This is a genomic window from Tenacibaculum sp. Mcav3-52 (assembly GCF_022347665.1).
In the GTDB taxonomy this organism is placed as follows: Bacteria; Bacteroidota; Bacteroidia; order Flavobacteriales; family Flavobacteriaceae; genus Polaribacter; species Polaribacter mesophilus.
This window is the reverse complement of record NZ_JAKRGE010000004.1, coordinates 145,848-160,995: the sequence shown is the minus strand read 5'-3', so window position 1 is coordinate 160,995 and position 15,148 is coordinate 145,848. Positions and strand designations below refer to the sequence as shown.

The window sequence follows — 15,148 nt, the reverse complement described above, 5'->3', positions numbered from 1 at the left end:
TTATTAATTGAAGATACAAAAAAAACCTGTATTGATATCAATACAGGTTTTTACACTTTTTAGGATGATTACTATCCTACTTCTTCTTGAGTTCTTAATCTCTGAACGTAAGATGCTTTAATCATTTGAGCTCGTTTTGCCACAGATGGCTTAGTAAACTGCTTTCTGTTACGTAACTGCTTCATCGTTTTTGTACGATCAAATTTACGCTTATAACGTTTTAACGCTCTATCGATATTCTCTCCTTCTTTAACTGGAATGATTAACATATTTTTGCACCTCCTTTCATCGTAGTTTCTATATCTTTAAAATCGACAACAATCAGTATATCAATTAATTATATTATTTTATTTCATTTTTGGACGGCAAAGATACAAAGTATTCTTTAAAAACACACTATTTTATTTCTTTTTAGTTTAAAAATGAGGCAAATAAAAATCCTGCTTTCACAGGGTTTTTACTTAAATATTTATCAAGAACCTATAAATAAATTATAGGTATTTCTTATCAAGAATCATTTTTACAAAATAGGAGGCATTAGGTAGCTGGCCTATATTCCTTCTTATCTATTACCATTTTTGCAATAATTTCTTTCAATATTTCTGAAGTACCTCCCCCTATCGGTCCTAATCGACTGTCACGTAATAAACGTGCCATTGGATACTCTTCCATATAACCATAACCTCCTAGTAACTGTAAAGCATCGTATATAACCTCATCTGCCATTTTAGTAGACAATAGCTTACTCATACTTGCTTCTTTTACCACATAAATACCATCATTTAATCGTTTTGCTATGGAATAGTTATATTCTCTACACATATCTACTCTACTAGCCATTTCCGCTACTTTATGACGTAAGGCTTGAAATTTATCTAGTGTTTTTCCAAAAGCTTCGCGTTCACTCATATATTGCACTACATAATCAACAGCATATTCCGCACGCGCATGAGCATTGATTCCCATTACTAATCTTTCTAAAGCAAAGTGTTGCATTATATATGGAAATCCTTTTCCTTCTTCTCCCATTAAGTTTTCAGCAGGTATTACCACATTATCAAAAGCTATTTCAGCAGTATCTGAAGCTCTCCAACCTAATTTATCTAACTTAGTTGACGATATTCCTGGAGTATCTCTATCAACTATAAAAATACTCATTCCTTTATGTTTATCCTCAGGATTAGTTTTAGCTGCTACTACTAAGTAATCAGAATATACTCCATTTGTGATAAACGTTTTAGACCCATTAATCACATATGAATCTCCTTTTTTTATTGCTGTAGTACGCATTCCTGCTACATCACTTCCTCCAAAAGGTTCTGTAATACATAAACACCCTATTTTATCTCCTTCTATGCTTGGTGTTAAATATTCATTCTTAATTCGATCATCTCCTTCTTTATTTACATGTGTCATTGCTAAATAAGCATGTGCCCACATATTAGCTGCAAAACCTCCTGAGTTTATTTTTTGTAGTTCTTCTAAAAAAATAACTGTATAAAAAAGATCTAAACCTAATCCTCCATATTCTTCAGGTTGATTTAAACCAAAGTATCCCATTTCACCGAACTTCTTCCAGATAAAACGCTCTACCGTACCTTCTTTCTCCCATTTATCTATGTGAGGAACTACCTCTTTTTGTAAAAAATCTCTAAAACTCTGACGAAAGGCTTCATGCTCTTCGGTAAAGTACATACTATTCATAGTGGTTTGTTTATTAAATTTTGTTGCTTGTTTATTATGCTTTCAAATATAAGATTATTCTATCGTATTTATTTAGTGGAAAATCTTTAATATTTCTTAATTCTGATATATCTTGTAGCTCAGCTACTTCATCTCGATATTCAAATATCTTTTTACATAACTCATAATCAATATATGGATTTTTTAACACTTCTTTGAATTTGGCTGTATTTACATTTACTTTTTTAATAGTTGGTTTTTTAATTACAGTAAAAGTTTGCATGACTTTGTTTGCTACAGCTTTATTTATTCCCCAAACTTCATATAATTGTTTTGAGAATGAATACCCTTGTAACTTCTTTCTATACTTTATAATTCGAGAAGATAATACTTCTCCAACACCACTAATAGTTTCAAAATCTTGTTGAGTGGCTTTATTAATATCATTAGTAGAAATTTTATATTCCTTATTATATGTATGCCTTTCACTTAAACCTAACTCTATTTTACTTTTCTTCTTTTGGTTTTCTTTTTTCACAACCCAATCTGGAAATTTAAAATAAGGAGCTATGCTATTCAATAGACTATCAGATATTTTTGTTACTTGTTTAAAATCTTTAGCTGAGTTAATCCATTTATTTTGTTTTCTGTAATTGTGTAATCTATCTATTTCCTCTACAGACATTCCTAGTTGATAACCTTTAAAGTCTGTTATATAATTTGGATTGAATGGATATCGTTTAGGTTTTCTTTTAATCAATTCAATTCTTTTCAAACTATCAATAGTATTTTGAAGAGCTACTAGCTCTTTCTTATTTATACCCTCTATTTTTTCTGATGAAAAGTCTATGTACACATATATAAATTGTAAAACAACTATTAAAAATAATAAAAAGAAAACCCCATTTCTTTGGCGTTTATTATACCAGAAATGGGGTTTAAATATTTTCATTCGTTTTGTTTTTTATTCTTCTACTGCCTCTTTTTTAAGGTTAATAGCATCTAAATATCTTTTTAGTTGCTTTTTAACCACTGGCATCAATAAGTATAAACCTACCATGTTAGGGAACACCATTGCAAAAATCATTGCATCTGAAAAATCCCAAATAGACTTCATACTCGCTGCTGCTCCAATTACTACGAAAGTTAAGAACAAAATTTTATATGTTAAATCCGCTTTTTTTCCTCTACCAAATAAAAATTTCCAAGACTGCAATCCGTAATACGACCAAGAAATCATTGTAGAAACTGCAAATAAAACAACTGCTACAGTTAAAAATACATTTGAGTATGGAATGTAAGCTGCAAATGCTCTTGAAGTAATTCCTGCTCCCTCATAAGCCACACCGTCAATAAATACAGATCCTGTACCATCTCCTCCATATTCAAAAGCTCCTCCAAAATTAAAGATAATAATTACTAAAGCTGTCATTGTACAAATTAATACAGTATCAATAAACGGCTCTAATAATGCTACTAAACCTTCTGATGCAGAATATTTTGTTTTCACTGCAGAGTGTGCAATTGAAGCCGAACCTGCTCCAGCTTCATTAGAAAAAGCTGCTCTTTTAAACCCTACTAATAAAACACCTATAACACCACCAACACCTATCGCTGTAGGATTGAAAGCTTCTGTTATAATTAAAGAAATAGCATCATCTATTAAAGAGAAATTAACCCCTAAAATATACAAACAAGCCAATAGGTATAGCAATGCCATAAAAGGAACTACTTTTTCTGTTACAGAAGCGATTCTTTTGATACCTCCAATAATTATAATACCTACTAAAATGGCTAGTACAATACCTATGATAGCTCCAGCTGCTGTACTCTCTAAACCTAACAACTCTTTAATAACTATTGTTGCTTGGTTAGATTGAGCTGCATTACCACCTCCAAAAGAACCTCCAATACAGAAAACTGCAAATGCTCCTGCTGCTATTTTTCCTAGTGTTGCAAAACCTTTTTCTTTTAATCCTTTAGATAAATAATACATAGGACCTCCATACACTGTTCCGTCTTCTCCTACATCACGATAATGTACTCCTAATGTACATTCTACAAATTTTGTTGACATCCCTAACAAACCGCAAATAATCATCCAGAAAGTTGCTCCCGGACCTCCTAAAGCAATTGCTAATGCAACTCCTGCAATATTACCATTTCCAACTGTACCAGAAACCGCTGTTGCTAATGCCTGAAAGTGAGAAACTTCACCTTCATGACTTTCATCGCGAATAGTATCTTTAATATCTCCATCAATTTCTAAGTCACTATGTAAGCTCTCTATATTTTCAATATGCTCCTCAATATCGTCAACTTCATTCATATCTACTCCCTGAGCTATACCATCTTCACCATACAATAATTGCGCACCATGTTTTTCAATATCTTCATATTTCCCTCTTACAACATTTATTGCAGTAAAGAAGTGACGGATATTTGGAAATCCAAAATAGAGCGTAAAAAAAGCGGCACTAGCCACTAACAAAATCAATACAAAAGGGGTACCAAATACTGGAAAAAAAATCACACTACTAAAAAAATCAGAAAAAGGTTTAAACGCTTCATCAATCATTTGATCAATTCCTTTTTCCTGTGCAAATGTTAACATTGGTGTTATTGAAAACAGCAATGCAAGTAGTTTTTTATTCATAATATGTATTAGATTTTTGAATTAGTAGCCCGCAATATCATAAAAAAATGCACTTACAACAAGTTTTCGTTGTTAAATATGGTTTTTACATTAGATTTTCTTTAAATTTATGTAAATCTTCTTTAAAAGATTTTGGTCGCAATCCTAATTCTGTTTGGGCTTTTGTTAAATCAAAACCCGTAATAGCAGGCCGTAAGGCTGTTTGATTTAAAACATCTGTAGAAATTGGTTTTATTAAGCTTTTATCTAACCTAAAAGCTTCTGCTATTTGTTGTGCAATTTCATAAATACTCATCATTCTTTTTGAGGAAATATTGAAAATTCCTAGTGCTTTTTTATCTATTGATAATTTACACGCTAATGCCAAATCTTCTACATAAGTTGGCATACGAAATTGGTCATCTACTATAGTTATTTCTTTCCTGTCTTCCAACATTTTCTTCACCCACAATACTATATTAGTGCGCGACATATCATATACTTTTCCATATACTAATATGGTACGTAAAATAGCATAATTTACCTTAGACTTTATTAATAATTCTTCTGATTTTAATTTGGAGAGCCCATAATAATTCAATGGGTTTGGCTTATCACTCTCTTTGTATGGTCCATTTTTCCCATCAAAAATAAAATCAGTTGAAATATGTATTAAATGAGTTTTATTTTCTTCTGAATAGTTTTTAAGATATTGAACTACATCTATATTTAGATTATCACAAGCTTGTTTATTTGTTTCACAAGCATCAACATTTGTCATTGCTGCTGTATTCACAATAACATCTGGCTTATATTCAGACAGTTTTTTGTAAAGCAAATCTTCATCTGTAATATCAATTGAAACATAATTAAAGTCACCTCTACCACTTCTATTTTCTCCTCTTGAAAAACCTATTACCTGATATCTTTCTTTTTCTTCTAATAAAAGGCTTACTAAAGTTTGCCCAAGTAAACCATTACTTCCAGTTATTACAACTTTCTTCATTAAAAAACTTTTCTAAGTGTTTCTATCTGTTCAGGACGTCCTAAAACAATCAAATTTCCTCCTATTTCTAATTTCACCGAAGCTTCTGGGTTGATAATGTAATCTTTATTTGGAGTACGATATCCTATAATTGTACAACCTGTTTTTTTTCGTAAATCTAAATCTAATATTGTTTTATCAATGTATTTTTCTGGCAAGTCATTAATTGCTACTTCTTCTAAGTTAGCAGTTGTTTCTCCTTCAATAGTTAGCCTATCTACAAACTCAATAACATCAGGAGTTACCACTAAAGATGCCATGTGAGAACCTCCTAATTTATCTGGCATAATTACATTATCTGCTCCTGCTATTTTTAACTTACTATATGATGTTTCTTTAGATGCTCTACTAATTACTTTACAATTTTTATTTAATTGTTTTGCTGTTAGAACTACAAATAAATTATCGGCATCAGAAGGCAACGCTGTTATTAGATTTTCTGCATTCATGATACCTGCTCTTAATAGAGTCTCATCAAGCGTTGCATCACCTTGAATAGTTAACACTCCTTTTTCATCTAACTGCCTCACTACATCATTAAATTTTTCAACCACTACAACTTGTTTCTTGTAGTTTTTCAATTTCGAAATAGCTTGTTTACCATTTCTACCATAACCACAAACTATGGTATGACCTTGTAACTGCTCTATTTGTTTTTGCACTTTTTTTATTTTTAACTGATGAAAAAATTGCCCACTAATTAAATACTCTGAGAATGAAGAAACTGCATAACCAAAAACAAACAAACTAGATATTATCAATCCGATAGTAAATAGTTTTTCCCCCGTACCAAAAGGATGTACTTCTCCAAAACCAATGGTACTAATGGTTATAATCGTCATGTACAAAGCGTTAATAAAGGAATAATCAAAAAGTAACATATAACCTGTTACTCCTAGCATGACTATTAAGACAGAATAAATTATAGCTCTATATAACCTTGATTGAAACACTGTGTTTATCATAAATCAAAAACAGATGTTCTTTTAGTATAAATCATATCTTTTAATCTTAGTAAAAAAGCCATTGTTAAATATAATCCAAAAGACAAACCTACTGTTACAAATGATATATAAATAAAAAACAAACGTACATTAGTGGCTCGCATACCCAATCTATCAGCAAACCTGGAAGACACGTTAAAACCATGGCGCTCAAAAAAAAGCCTTACAAAATCTATAAATTTCATTTATTAATTAAGTTTTATTCGCAATATACTATTTTCAGTTTATTTGTTGATAATCGCTGCTTCAAAATAAATTTGGTTTTGGTAACTTTGCTGTTTTTGGTAAAATCCTCACTTTGAAAGAACAAGAATACATAGAAGTTTACGGAGCTCGAGCTCATAATTTAAAGAATATTGATGTTAAAATTCCTCGTGAAAAGCTAGTTGTAATTACTGGCTTAAGTGGTAGCGGGAAATCTTCTTTAGCTTTCGACACCATTTACGCTGAAGGACAACGTCGTTATATTGAAACTTTCTCTGCATATGCACGTCAATTTTTGGGCGGATTAGAAAGACCTGATGTTGATAAAATTGACGGACTTTCTCCTGTAATTTCTATTGAACAAAAAACAACAAACAAAAGCCCTCGTTCTACTGTAGGAACCATTACTGAAATTTACGATTTTCTTCGTTTACTATTTTCTCGTGCAGCAGATGCTTATTCATACAATACAGGTGAAAAAATGGTAAGTTATTCTGACGAACAAATTAGAAAATTAATTTTAAAAGATTTTGACGGCAAACGTATTGCCATTCTTGCACCATTAATTAAATCGAGAAAAGGGCATTATCGTGAACTATTCGAACAAATTTCTAAACAAGGTTTTGTTCGTGTTCGTGTGGATGGAGAAATTAGAGAAATTAAAAAGGGCATGAAACTCGATCGTTATAAAACGCACGATATAGAAGTCGTTATCGATCGATTAGCCGTGAATGATGCTGCTGAAAAACGTCTAGAAGAGACTATTAAAACTGCCTTGTACACGGGTGATAATATTTTAATGGTAATTGATGTTGATGATGAAAAACCTCGTTATTTTAGTCGTGAACTCATGTGTCCTACTACGGGAATCGCTTACCCTAATCCTGAACCTAACACTTTTTCGTTCAACTCACCAAAAGGAGCTTGTTCTCACTGTAACGGACTAGGGATTACCAACGAGATAAATCATCAAAAAGTAATTCCAGACGATAGCATTTCTATCAAAAATGGAGGAATTGCACCTTTGGGTGAACAAAAAAACAGTTGGATTTTTAAACAACTTCAAACTATTGCTGAGCGTTATAACTTTAAACTAACCGACCCTATAAAAAGTATTTCTAAAGAAGCTATGGAGATTATTCTTCATGGAGGAAAAGAAAAATTTGAAATTCAATCAAAAACTGCGGGAGTTACCAGAAATTATGAGATTGATTTCGAAGGTATCATTGCCTTTATTGAGAATCAATATAAAAACTCAGAAAGCACATCAATCAAACGTTGGGCAAAAGGTTTTATGGATGAAGTTACTTGTTCGGTTTGTGATGGAAAGCGTTTAAAAAAAGAAGCGCTTCATTTTAGAATCACTGATAAAAATATTAGTGATTTAGCCCAAATGGATGTGCTAGAGTTGGCTAATTGGTTTCAGGAAGTTGGCACAAAATTATCAGAAAAACAATTAACTATTGCTTCTGAAATTTTAAAAGAAATTCGCACACGCATTCAATTTTTATTGGATGTTGGGTTAGATTATTTAACATTAGACAGAACTTCAAAATCTCTTTCTGGTGGAGAAGCCCAACGTATTCGACTTGCAACACAAATAGGTTCACAACTTGTAGGTGTTTTATATATTTTAGATGAGCCTAGTATTGGTTTACATCAACGTGATAATCAAAAATTAATTGACTCTTTAATTAAACTTCGTGATGTTGGAAACTCTGTTTTAGTGGTTGAACATGATGAAGATATGATTAAGAATGCTGATTTTGTTTTAGACATTGGTCCAGGTGCAGGTAGACATGGAGGAGAAATTGTTAGCGAAGGCAACTTTGACGATTTAAAAAGTCACGATACCCTTACTGCTGACTATTTATCGAGAAGAAAAGAAATTGAGGTTCCTAAAAAGCGTCGTGAAGGAAACGGAAAAACAATCTCATTAAAAGGCGCTTCTGGAAACAACTTAAAAAATGTTTCCGTTGAATTTCCTTTAGGAAAAATGATTTGTGTCACAGGTGTTTCTGGTAGTGGGAAATCTACCTTAATTAATGAGACCTTATACCCTATTTTAAACGCGCACATTTACCGAGCAGTAAAAAAACCAATGCCTTACAAAAAAATTGAAGGCTTAGAACATATTGATAAAGTCATTGATATTGATCAATCTCCAATCGGTAGAACTCCACGTTCAAACCCTGCTACGTATACTGGAGTGTTTAGTGAAATACGTAGTTTATTTGCAAAAACTCCAGAAGCCTCTATCAGAGGATATAAACCAGGTCGTTTTAGTTTTAATGTAAAAGGCGGACGTTGTGAAACCTGTCAAGGTGGCGGTGTTCGTGTAATAGAAATGAATTTCTTACCAGATGTTCACGTAGAGTGTGAAACTTGCCAAGGAAAACGTTTTAACCGAGAAACTTTAGAAATTCGTTATAAAGGAAAGTCAATTTCTGATATTTTAGAAATGACAATTAACGAAGCTACAGCATTTTTTGAACATATCCCTAAAATCTATAGAAAGTTAAAAACAATTAAAGATGTTGGTTTAGGATACATTACACTCGGACAGCAATCCACTACTCTTTCCGGAGGAGAAGCCCAACGCATTAAATTAGCTTCTGAATTATCAAAAAGAGATACTGGAAATACCTTTTATATATTAGACGAACCAACAACTGGGCTTCATTTTGAAGATATCCGTGTATTAATGGAAGTATTAAACAAGTTAGCAGATAAAGGAAATACCGTTTTAATTATTGAGCACAACTTAGATGTTATCAAACTCGCCGATTACATTATTGACATTGGCATGGAAGGTGGTAAAAAAGGCGGTAAAGTTTTAACATTTGGAACTCCTGAAGAAGTTTCCATCCACAAAAAAAGCTATACAGCAAAATTCTTAAAAAAAGAGTTAAAAAAGTAATACAATTACATTTTTTACAAGTAGATAATTTGTTTTTTATATATTTTTTTTTGATTTCAAATTAATTTATATAAATTTATGAACTGATTTGAAAAAAAGAAATCAGTTAAATAGTATTTCCCCCCGAAATTATTTAAACATGAGAAAAGAAAAACAATCTGCTTTGTTAGCAGATAATTGCCCGCTTATTTGTGAAACGTACAAGAACATAATATCTAAAATAGCTAGGTTAAACCCAAGTTTTAATTTTAACACAGACATTACCTATAATTGTAATGGAGCTTACGACATTATAAAAAAAACAATTGAAAAAGAAACTTCACTCAGCTTTGTTGTTTTAGACTTAAAACTTTCTCCTGCTAAGAATAGAAAAATCTTATCTGGTGAAGATTTAGGGCTTTTAATAAGAAAATTACTTCCAAACACAAGACTGATTGTTTCTACTGATTGTAATGATAATTACAGAATTTATAACATTTTTAAAAGCTTAAATCCTGAAGGTTTTCTTATTAAGAACGATTTAACTTCAAAAGAGTTAAAAAATGCAATAAAAAATGTAACAAACAATATACCTTATTATAGTAAAACTGTCTTAAGCCTCTTAAGAAAAGAAGTTTCTAATAATTTTTCCATTGACGCAATAGACAGACAAATACTATACGAACTTTCATTAGGCTCTAAAATGAAAGATATGCCGAATTACATACCTCTTTCCGCAGCTAGTATTGAAAAAAGAAAACGACATCTAAAAAAAATATTCAATGTTAAAGCTAAAGGAGACCGAGAGTTAATATTAACAGCCAAAGAAAAGGGCTTTATTTAAAAAAAAACGATTACGGTTTTCCCTTACTTTTTTTATGGCTTTTTCTATAAAAAAACAACTATCAAAATATAGCTTTGGGGAAACAGAAAATAACTATCCTTAAAACCTTTTTACTTTTGAAAGACACATTAATCAATTTAGTACAAAATTTACTTAAGAAAAATAGTATTTCTTTTGATAAGGAAGAATTGGCTTTTCAAATTCAAAGTCACCCTTCTTACCCTAGTTTACACGCAATTACTGGAGTATTAGACCATTTTAACATTGAAAATGTGGCAGCTGACGTTCCTGTTAATTCAGAAACACTTTTGCAACTCCCCGACTGTTTTATTGCTCAAATAAACAGTGAACATGGTCAAGACTTAATTGTAGTAGAAAGAAAAAAATCAGATTATATAATTTATGATTCTGAAAACAAAAAAACGAAGTTATCTGAAAATGAGTTTCTAAGTAAATTTACAGGAATTATTGTTGCTGTTGAAGAAACTGAAGGTTATCAAACAACTAAAAATAACTCCAAATTAGTTAAAACTATCGGTTTTTCTCTTCTTAGTATTTTTACGTTATTTTTTGTTTTTTTTAGTTCAACTTCATGGTACAATACTTTTTATTTCTTACTATCAGTAACAGGATTAATTATCAGTATCGCAATTGTAAAACAAGAACTTGGATTGAAAACCGCTATTGGTGATGCTTTTTGTTCAGGAGCTGATGATAAAAAAGATTGTGACGCTGTATTAACCTCAAAAGGAGCGGAAATTTTAAAAGGATATAAATTAAGTGACTTTAGCATGCTTTATTTTATTGGGTTATCTCTTTTAACTTTTACTCAAATTTCTAATCCTGTAATTTCATATACTATTAGTTTACTTGCTATACCTATTACTCTATACTCGCTATATTATCAATATGCAGTAGTAAAAAAGTGGTGTCTTTTATGCTTAAGTATAGTTGGAGTTCTTTGGCTACAAGCACTGGCTCCAGTATTGACAAATAATTACATTAACACCTTCATAATTAAAGATTTTGTCACCTTGGGTATCGTTGCTTCTTTTACGTGGTTAGCTTGGAATTATATTAAACCTTTATTTACTGAAGTTCAAGAACTCAAAAAAGAAAAGATAGCAAGTGTTAAATTTAAGAGAAACTATGCATTGTTTGATAGTTTATTACAAAAATCACCTCAACTTGACACTCAATTAACTGATAGTAAAGAAATTGTTTTTGGAAACCCTAACTCCAGCCTTGAAATTACAATAATCACCAATCCTTTCTGTGGACACTGTAAACCTGTTCACGCTCATGTTGATGAAATTATTAAAAGATACCATAACAATGCAAAAATTAAAGTACGCTTTAATGTAAGTGTAGAAAAAAAAGATAGTGATGTCGTTAAAATTACCAGTAGACTCATAGAAATATATAATACACAAGGAGAAAAAGAATGTCTTCAAGCCATGGATGCTATTTATGAAGGGCAAAAACCAGCTGCTTGGTTAAAAAAATGGGGTGAGTGTTCTAATAAAGAAACTTATACATTGGAGCTAGAAAAAGAAAAGAATTGGTGTAATCAAAATGGCATCAACTTTACTCCTGAAATTTTAGTAAACGGTAAATCATTTCCTAAGGAATATAACAGAACTGATTTAATTTTATTTATTGAAGATTTAGAAGAAAATATAGAAGCTTCTGATGTTTCATTAAAAACAGTATAAAAAGACAAAGCCCAAAAAGGGCTTTGCATTTTGAACAAAATTCTCTCGCGAAGAATAGACACATTGGTGAGTGTCTTTAAATGTTCGCCGCAAAAGTAACCTTAATATTTTAATTATGAAAAAACAAATTCTAAATTTAGGTAAAGCTTTAAAAAAAGCGGAACAATCTCAAATTAACGGAGGCAGAAAACAATGTGATAAAAACAGGGATGGTATCTGTGAAGACCATGGAAGACACTGTGCAGAGTTTTATTGTAGCTTTATTTTATAATAAAAAAGTTTAATCATGAAAAAATCAATTTTAAACTTAGGTAAGTCATTAAATAAAACAACACAAAAACTTATTACAGGTGGTGGTGCTGTTGGATTTTGTGACATAAATGGTAACTGCCCTTCTGGTCAGTATTGTGAAGAAATATATTGCTATACTAATGATACTGGTGGAGGCGGAGGCGGAAATAAAAACAACTGTACTCAACCTTGGGAATTTTGTCCTGATGGAAGTATAAGTTGTACAGGATGTTAAACTAAAAACATGAAAAAACAAATTTTGTTCCTTAGAAAAACTTTAAGTAAAGCAGAACTAGCTCTGGTTAGCGGAGGCAGAAAACAATGTGATAAAATAATGATGGTGTTTACTAAAACCATGTTACCAACTATGTATAAACATACTGCAGCTTTATTCCATAGCAAAAAGTTTAATTATAGAAAAGTTAGTTTTGAACGTAAATGAACTAGATTCCATTAGCGGTTCTACTATAATTGTACCGAATTCTATAGTAACGTAGAATATCTTGAAATCCAAAGTATATTGTACTTCGTGTAGAAAAACTATAAAAGAGCTGTAATAATTAATAAACAGAACAGGTAGGAGATACTCTATTATCCTATCTGTTTCATATCTAAACTGAACTTGAAAAAATTCCCAAACTATAAACAGACAGAAGCAAAAGATTGCGGACCTACTTGTATTAAAATCATAGCCAAACACTATGGCAAGACTATCAATACTCAACAATTAAGAAACCTAAGCGAAACAACACGTGAAGGCAGTAGCTTATTAGGTCTTAGTGAAGCTGTCGAGTCTATAGGCTTTAAGTCTTTAGGTATAAAATTAGCCTTTAACAAACTTAAAGAAGCCCCATTTCCTTGTATTATTCATTGGAATAAAAATCATTATGTGGTTCTTTACAAAATAAAAAAAGATGTTGTTTATATTTCTGACCCAGCTCATGGGCTCATCTCTTTTACTAAAGAGGAGTTTATCCAACATTGGATTGGTAATAATGCCGATGAAAATACAGAAGAAGGTATTGCCTTATTAATAGAACCAACTCCCAAATTCTATCAAGAAGAGTTTGAAGAAGATGAAAAATTTGGTTTTTCATTTATTTTCAAATACTTATATAAATACAAAAAGTTTATAGTTCAATTAATAATTGGGCTCCTAGCTGGTAGTTTATTACAATTAATCTTACCTTTTTTAACTCAAAGTGTTGTTGATGTTGGTATTAAAAACCAAGATTTAAACTTTGTATACTTAATCTTATTTGCTCAATTATTTTTATTCATAGGAAAAGCTTCTTTAGAAATTATTAGAAGTTGGATTTTACTTCATCTTAGTACTCGAATCAACATATCTTTAATTTCAGATTTTTTTATCAAATTAATGAAATTACCTATCTCTTACTTCGATGTAAGAATGACAGGAGATTTATTACAAAGAATCAACGATCATAAGCGTATTGAACGAATTTTAACCACTTCTTCTTTAACTGTTTTATTCTCTTTTTTCAATCTCATAATTTTTAGTTTAGTTTTAGGGTATTATAGCATGCAAATTTTTGGTGTTTTTGTGTTAGGAAGTGTTTTATATTTTGGTTGGGTATTATTCTTCTTCAAAAAGAGAAAAGAGCTTGATTATAAACGTTTTTCTCAAGTAAGTCAAGAACAAAGTAAAGTAATTGAACTTATTAATGGAATGCAAGAGATAAAGCTTCACAATGCTGAAAGACGCATGCGATGGAATTGGGAATATGTACAAGCTCGTTTATTTAAAGTAGCTACTAAAAGCCTTGCTCTTGAACAAACACAAAGTGTAGGTTCTAACTTTATCAATGAACTTAAAAATATGTTCATTACTATACTTTCTGCTAAACTAGTAATAGATGGACAAATTACCTTAGGTATGATGATGGCTATTAGCTACATCGTCGGACAACTAAACGGACCAATTACACAACTAATAAACTTTATGAGAGATATACAAGATGCACAAATCTCCTTAGATAGATTAGGTGAAATACACAACATGGAAGATGAAGAAAAACCTAGTGATGAAAAAGTAACCATCATTCCAGATAACGCATCTATAAGACTAAATAATATTTCATTCAGGTACACTGGTGGTTTAGAGCCTGTTTTGAAAGATTTATCTCTTGAAATCCCTGCAAACAAAACAACCGCAATTGTAGGGGTTAGTGGAAGTGGAAAAACCACATTAATGAAATTACTTCTTGGTTTTTATCAAGTTGATCAAGGAGATATTATGATAAACAACTTTAACTTAAAAAACATTTCTCAAAAAGAATGGAGAAGAAACTGCGGTGTTGTTATGCAAGAAGGATATATCTTTAATGATTCTATAGCTAAAAACATTGCTGTGGGCGAAGATTATGTTGACAAAGAAAAGCTAGCTCACGCAATAGACGTAGCAAATATCAACGATTATATTGAGGGATTACCGCTAGGATATAATACCAAAATTGGTAGTGAAGGTAGTGGCTTAAGTACTGGTCAAAAACAACGATTACTTATTGCTAGGTCGGTATATAAAAATCCAAAATTCTTGTTCTTTGATGAAGCTACTAGTGCACTTGATGCAAATAATGAAAAAATTATTATGGGTAAGCTTAATGAATTCTTTGCTGACAAAACAGCTGTTGTAATAGCACACCGACTAAGTACTGTAAAAAACGCGCATCAAATAGTTGTCCTTGAAAAAGGAAAAATTATTGAAAAAGGAAATCATGAAGAATTAATCAAATTAAAAGGAAGTTATTACCATTTAGTCAAAAACCAACTAGATTTAGGTAAATAAAATATTCACTCGCGAAGAA

Annotated in this window: 14 protein-coding genes; 7 read left to right on the top strand and 7 right to left on the bottom strand. The window is 31.2% G+C overall.

The genetic code is table 11. From position 1 onward, the window contains the following. Positions 1-71: 71 nt before the first annotated feature. The 7 genes from rpsU to MHM83_RS12460 all read right to left on the bottom strand — a co-directional run bounded on the left by rpsU (position 72) and on the right by MHM83_RS12460 (position 6,552). Complete coding sequence (gene rpsU / locus MHM83_RS12490) at positions 72-269, bottom strand: 30S ribosomal protein S21 (RefSeq protein ID WP_028892869.1); 198 nt, start codon at positions 267-269, stop codon at positions 72-74. A 268-nt stretch (positions 270-537) separates the two neighbouring features. Continuing rightward, entirely contained in the window at positions 538-1,704 is a 1,167-nt protein-coding gene (locus MHM83_RS12485) for an acyl-CoA dehydrogenase family protein (RefSeq protein WP_125066961.1), read from the bottom strand. 34 nt (positions 1,705-1,738) lie between these two features. After that, complete coding sequence (locus MHM83_RS12480; RefSeq protein WP_239180084.1) at positions 1,739-2,635, bottom strand: helix-hairpin-helix domain-containing protein; 897 nt, start codon at positions 2,633-2,635, stop codon at positions 1,739-1,741. 12 nt (positions 2,636-2,647) lie between these two features. Continuing rightward, positions 2,648-4,339 (bottom strand): alanine/glycine:cation symporter family protein, encoded by a 1,692-nt coding sequence (locus tag MHM83_RS12475; RefSeq protein WP_047790098.1) that lies wholly within the window; start codon positions 4,337-4,339, stop codon positions 2,648-2,650. Between the two features lie 85 nt (positions 4,340-4,424). Continuing rightward, positions 4,425-5,324: an SDR family oxidoreductase gene (locus MHM83_RS12470; RefSeq protein ID WP_239180082.1), complete on the bottom strand. Its 900-nt coding sequence runs from the start codon at positions 5,322-5,324 to the stop codon at positions 4,425-4,427. Beyond that, positions 5,324-6,328: a potassium channel family protein gene (locus tag MHM83_RS12465; RefSeq protein ID WP_047790096.1), complete on the bottom strand. Its 1,005-nt coding sequence runs from the start codon at positions 6,326-6,328 to the stop codon at positions 5,324-5,326. The genes MHM83_RS12470 and MHM83_RS12465 overlap by 1 nt, the downstream gene beginning before the upstream one ends. Beyond that, positions 6,325-6,552, bottom strand: coding sequence for a hypothetical protein (locus MHM83_RS12460; protein WP_047790095.1), 228 nt, complete (start codon positions 6,550-6,552; stop codon positions 6,325-6,327). Before MHM83_RS12460 ends, MHM83_RS12465 begins: the two co-directional genes overlap by 4 nt. Before the next feature lie 113 nt (positions 6,553-6,665). Between MHM83_RS12460 and uvrA the strand changes: the two genes are divergently transcribed. The 7 genes from uvrA (at position 6,666) to MHM83_RS12425 (ending at position 15,129) form a co-directional block, all read left to right on the top strand. Next, positions 6,666-9,491 (top strand): excinuclease ABC subunit UvrA, encoded by a 2,826-nt coding sequence (uvrA, locus tag MHM83_RS12455; RefSeq protein ID WP_239180080.1) that lies wholly within the window; start codon positions 6,666-6,668, stop codon positions 9,489-9,491. 139 nt (positions 9,492-9,630) lie between these two features. Further along, positions 9,631-10,314, top strand: coding sequence for a response regulator transcription factor (locus MHM83_RS12450; protein WP_047790093.1), 684 nt, complete (start codon positions 9,631-9,633; stop codon positions 10,312-10,314). Positions 10,315-10,430: 116 nt separating this feature from the next. Then, complete coding sequence (locus MHM83_RS12445; RefSeq protein WP_239180078.1) at positions 10,431-12,029, top strand: vitamin K epoxide reductase family protein; 1,599 nt, start codon at positions 10,431-10,433, stop codon at positions 12,027-12,029. A gap of 115 nt (positions 12,030-12,144) precedes the next feature. Next, complete coding sequence (locus MHM83_RS12440) at positions 12,145-12,300, top strand: hypothetical protein (RefSeq protein ID WP_239180076.1); 156 nt, start codon at positions 12,145-12,147, stop codon at positions 12,298-12,300. Positions 12,301-12,315: 15 nt separating this feature from the next. After that, positions 12,316-12,555, top strand: a complete 240-nt coding sequence (locus MHM83_RS12435; protein ID WP_159613847.1) for a hypothetical protein — start codon at positions 12,316-12,318, stop codon at positions 12,553-12,555. 9 nt (positions 12,556-12,564) lie between these two features. Further along, positions 12,565-12,762 carry a hypothetical protein gene (locus MHM83_RS12430; protein ID WP_159613845.1) on the top strand — a complete coding sequence of 66 codons (198 nt, stop codon included), beginning with the start codon at positions 12,565-12,567 and terminating at the stop codon, positions 12,760-12,762. Positions 12,763-12,942: 180 nt separating this feature from the next. Continuing rightward, entirely contained in the window at positions 12,943-15,129 is a 2,187-nt protein-coding gene (locus tag MHM83_RS12425; RefSeq protein WP_159613843.1) for a peptidase domain-containing ABC transporter, read from the top strand. Positions 15,130-15,148 lie beyond the last annotated feature (19 nt).

Coding starts and splice junctions, on each gene's coding strand:
- rpsU (WP_028892869.1), bottom strand. CDS start 269: ATGTTAATCATTCCAGTTAAAGAAGGAGAGAATATCGATAGAGCGTTA.
- MHM83_RS12485 (WP_125066961.1), bottom strand. CDS start 1,704: ATGAATAGTATGTACTTTACCGAAGAGCATGAAGCCTTTCGTCAGAGT.
- MHM83_RS12480 (WP_239180084.1), bottom strand. CDS start 2,635: ATGAAAATATTTAAACCCCATTTCTGGTATAATAAACGCCAAAGAAAT.
- MHM83_RS12475 (WP_047790098.1), bottom strand. CDS start 4,339: ATGAATAAAAAACTACTTGCATTGCTGTTTTCAATAACACCAATGTTA.
- MHM83_RS12470 (WP_239180082.1), bottom strand. CDS start 5,324: ATGAAGAAAGTTGTAATAACTGGAAGTAATGGTTTACTTGGGCAAACT.
- MHM83_RS12465 (WP_047790096.1), bottom strand. CDS start 6,328: ATGATAAACACAGTGTTTCAATCAAGGTTATATAGAGCTATAATTTAT.
- MHM83_RS12460 (WP_047790095.1), bottom strand. CDS start 6,552: ATGAAATTTATAGATTTTGTAAGGCTTTTTTTTGAGCGCCATGGTTTT.
- MHM83_RS12450 (WP_047790093.1), top strand. CDS start 9,631: ATGAGAAAAGAAAAACAATCTGCTTTGTTAGCAGATAATTGCCCGCTT.
- MHM83_RS12440 (WP_239180076.1), top strand. CDS start 12,145: ATGAAAAAACAAATTCTAAATTTAGGTAAAGCTTTAAAAAAAGCGGAA.
- MHM83_RS12435 (WP_159613847.1), top strand. CDS start 12,316: ATGAAAAAATCAATTTTAAACTTAGGTAAGTCATTAAATAAAACAACA.
- MHM83_RS12430 (WP_159613845.1), top strand. CDS start 12,565: ATGAAAAAACAAATTTTGTTCCTTAGAAAAACTTTAAGTAAAGCAGAA.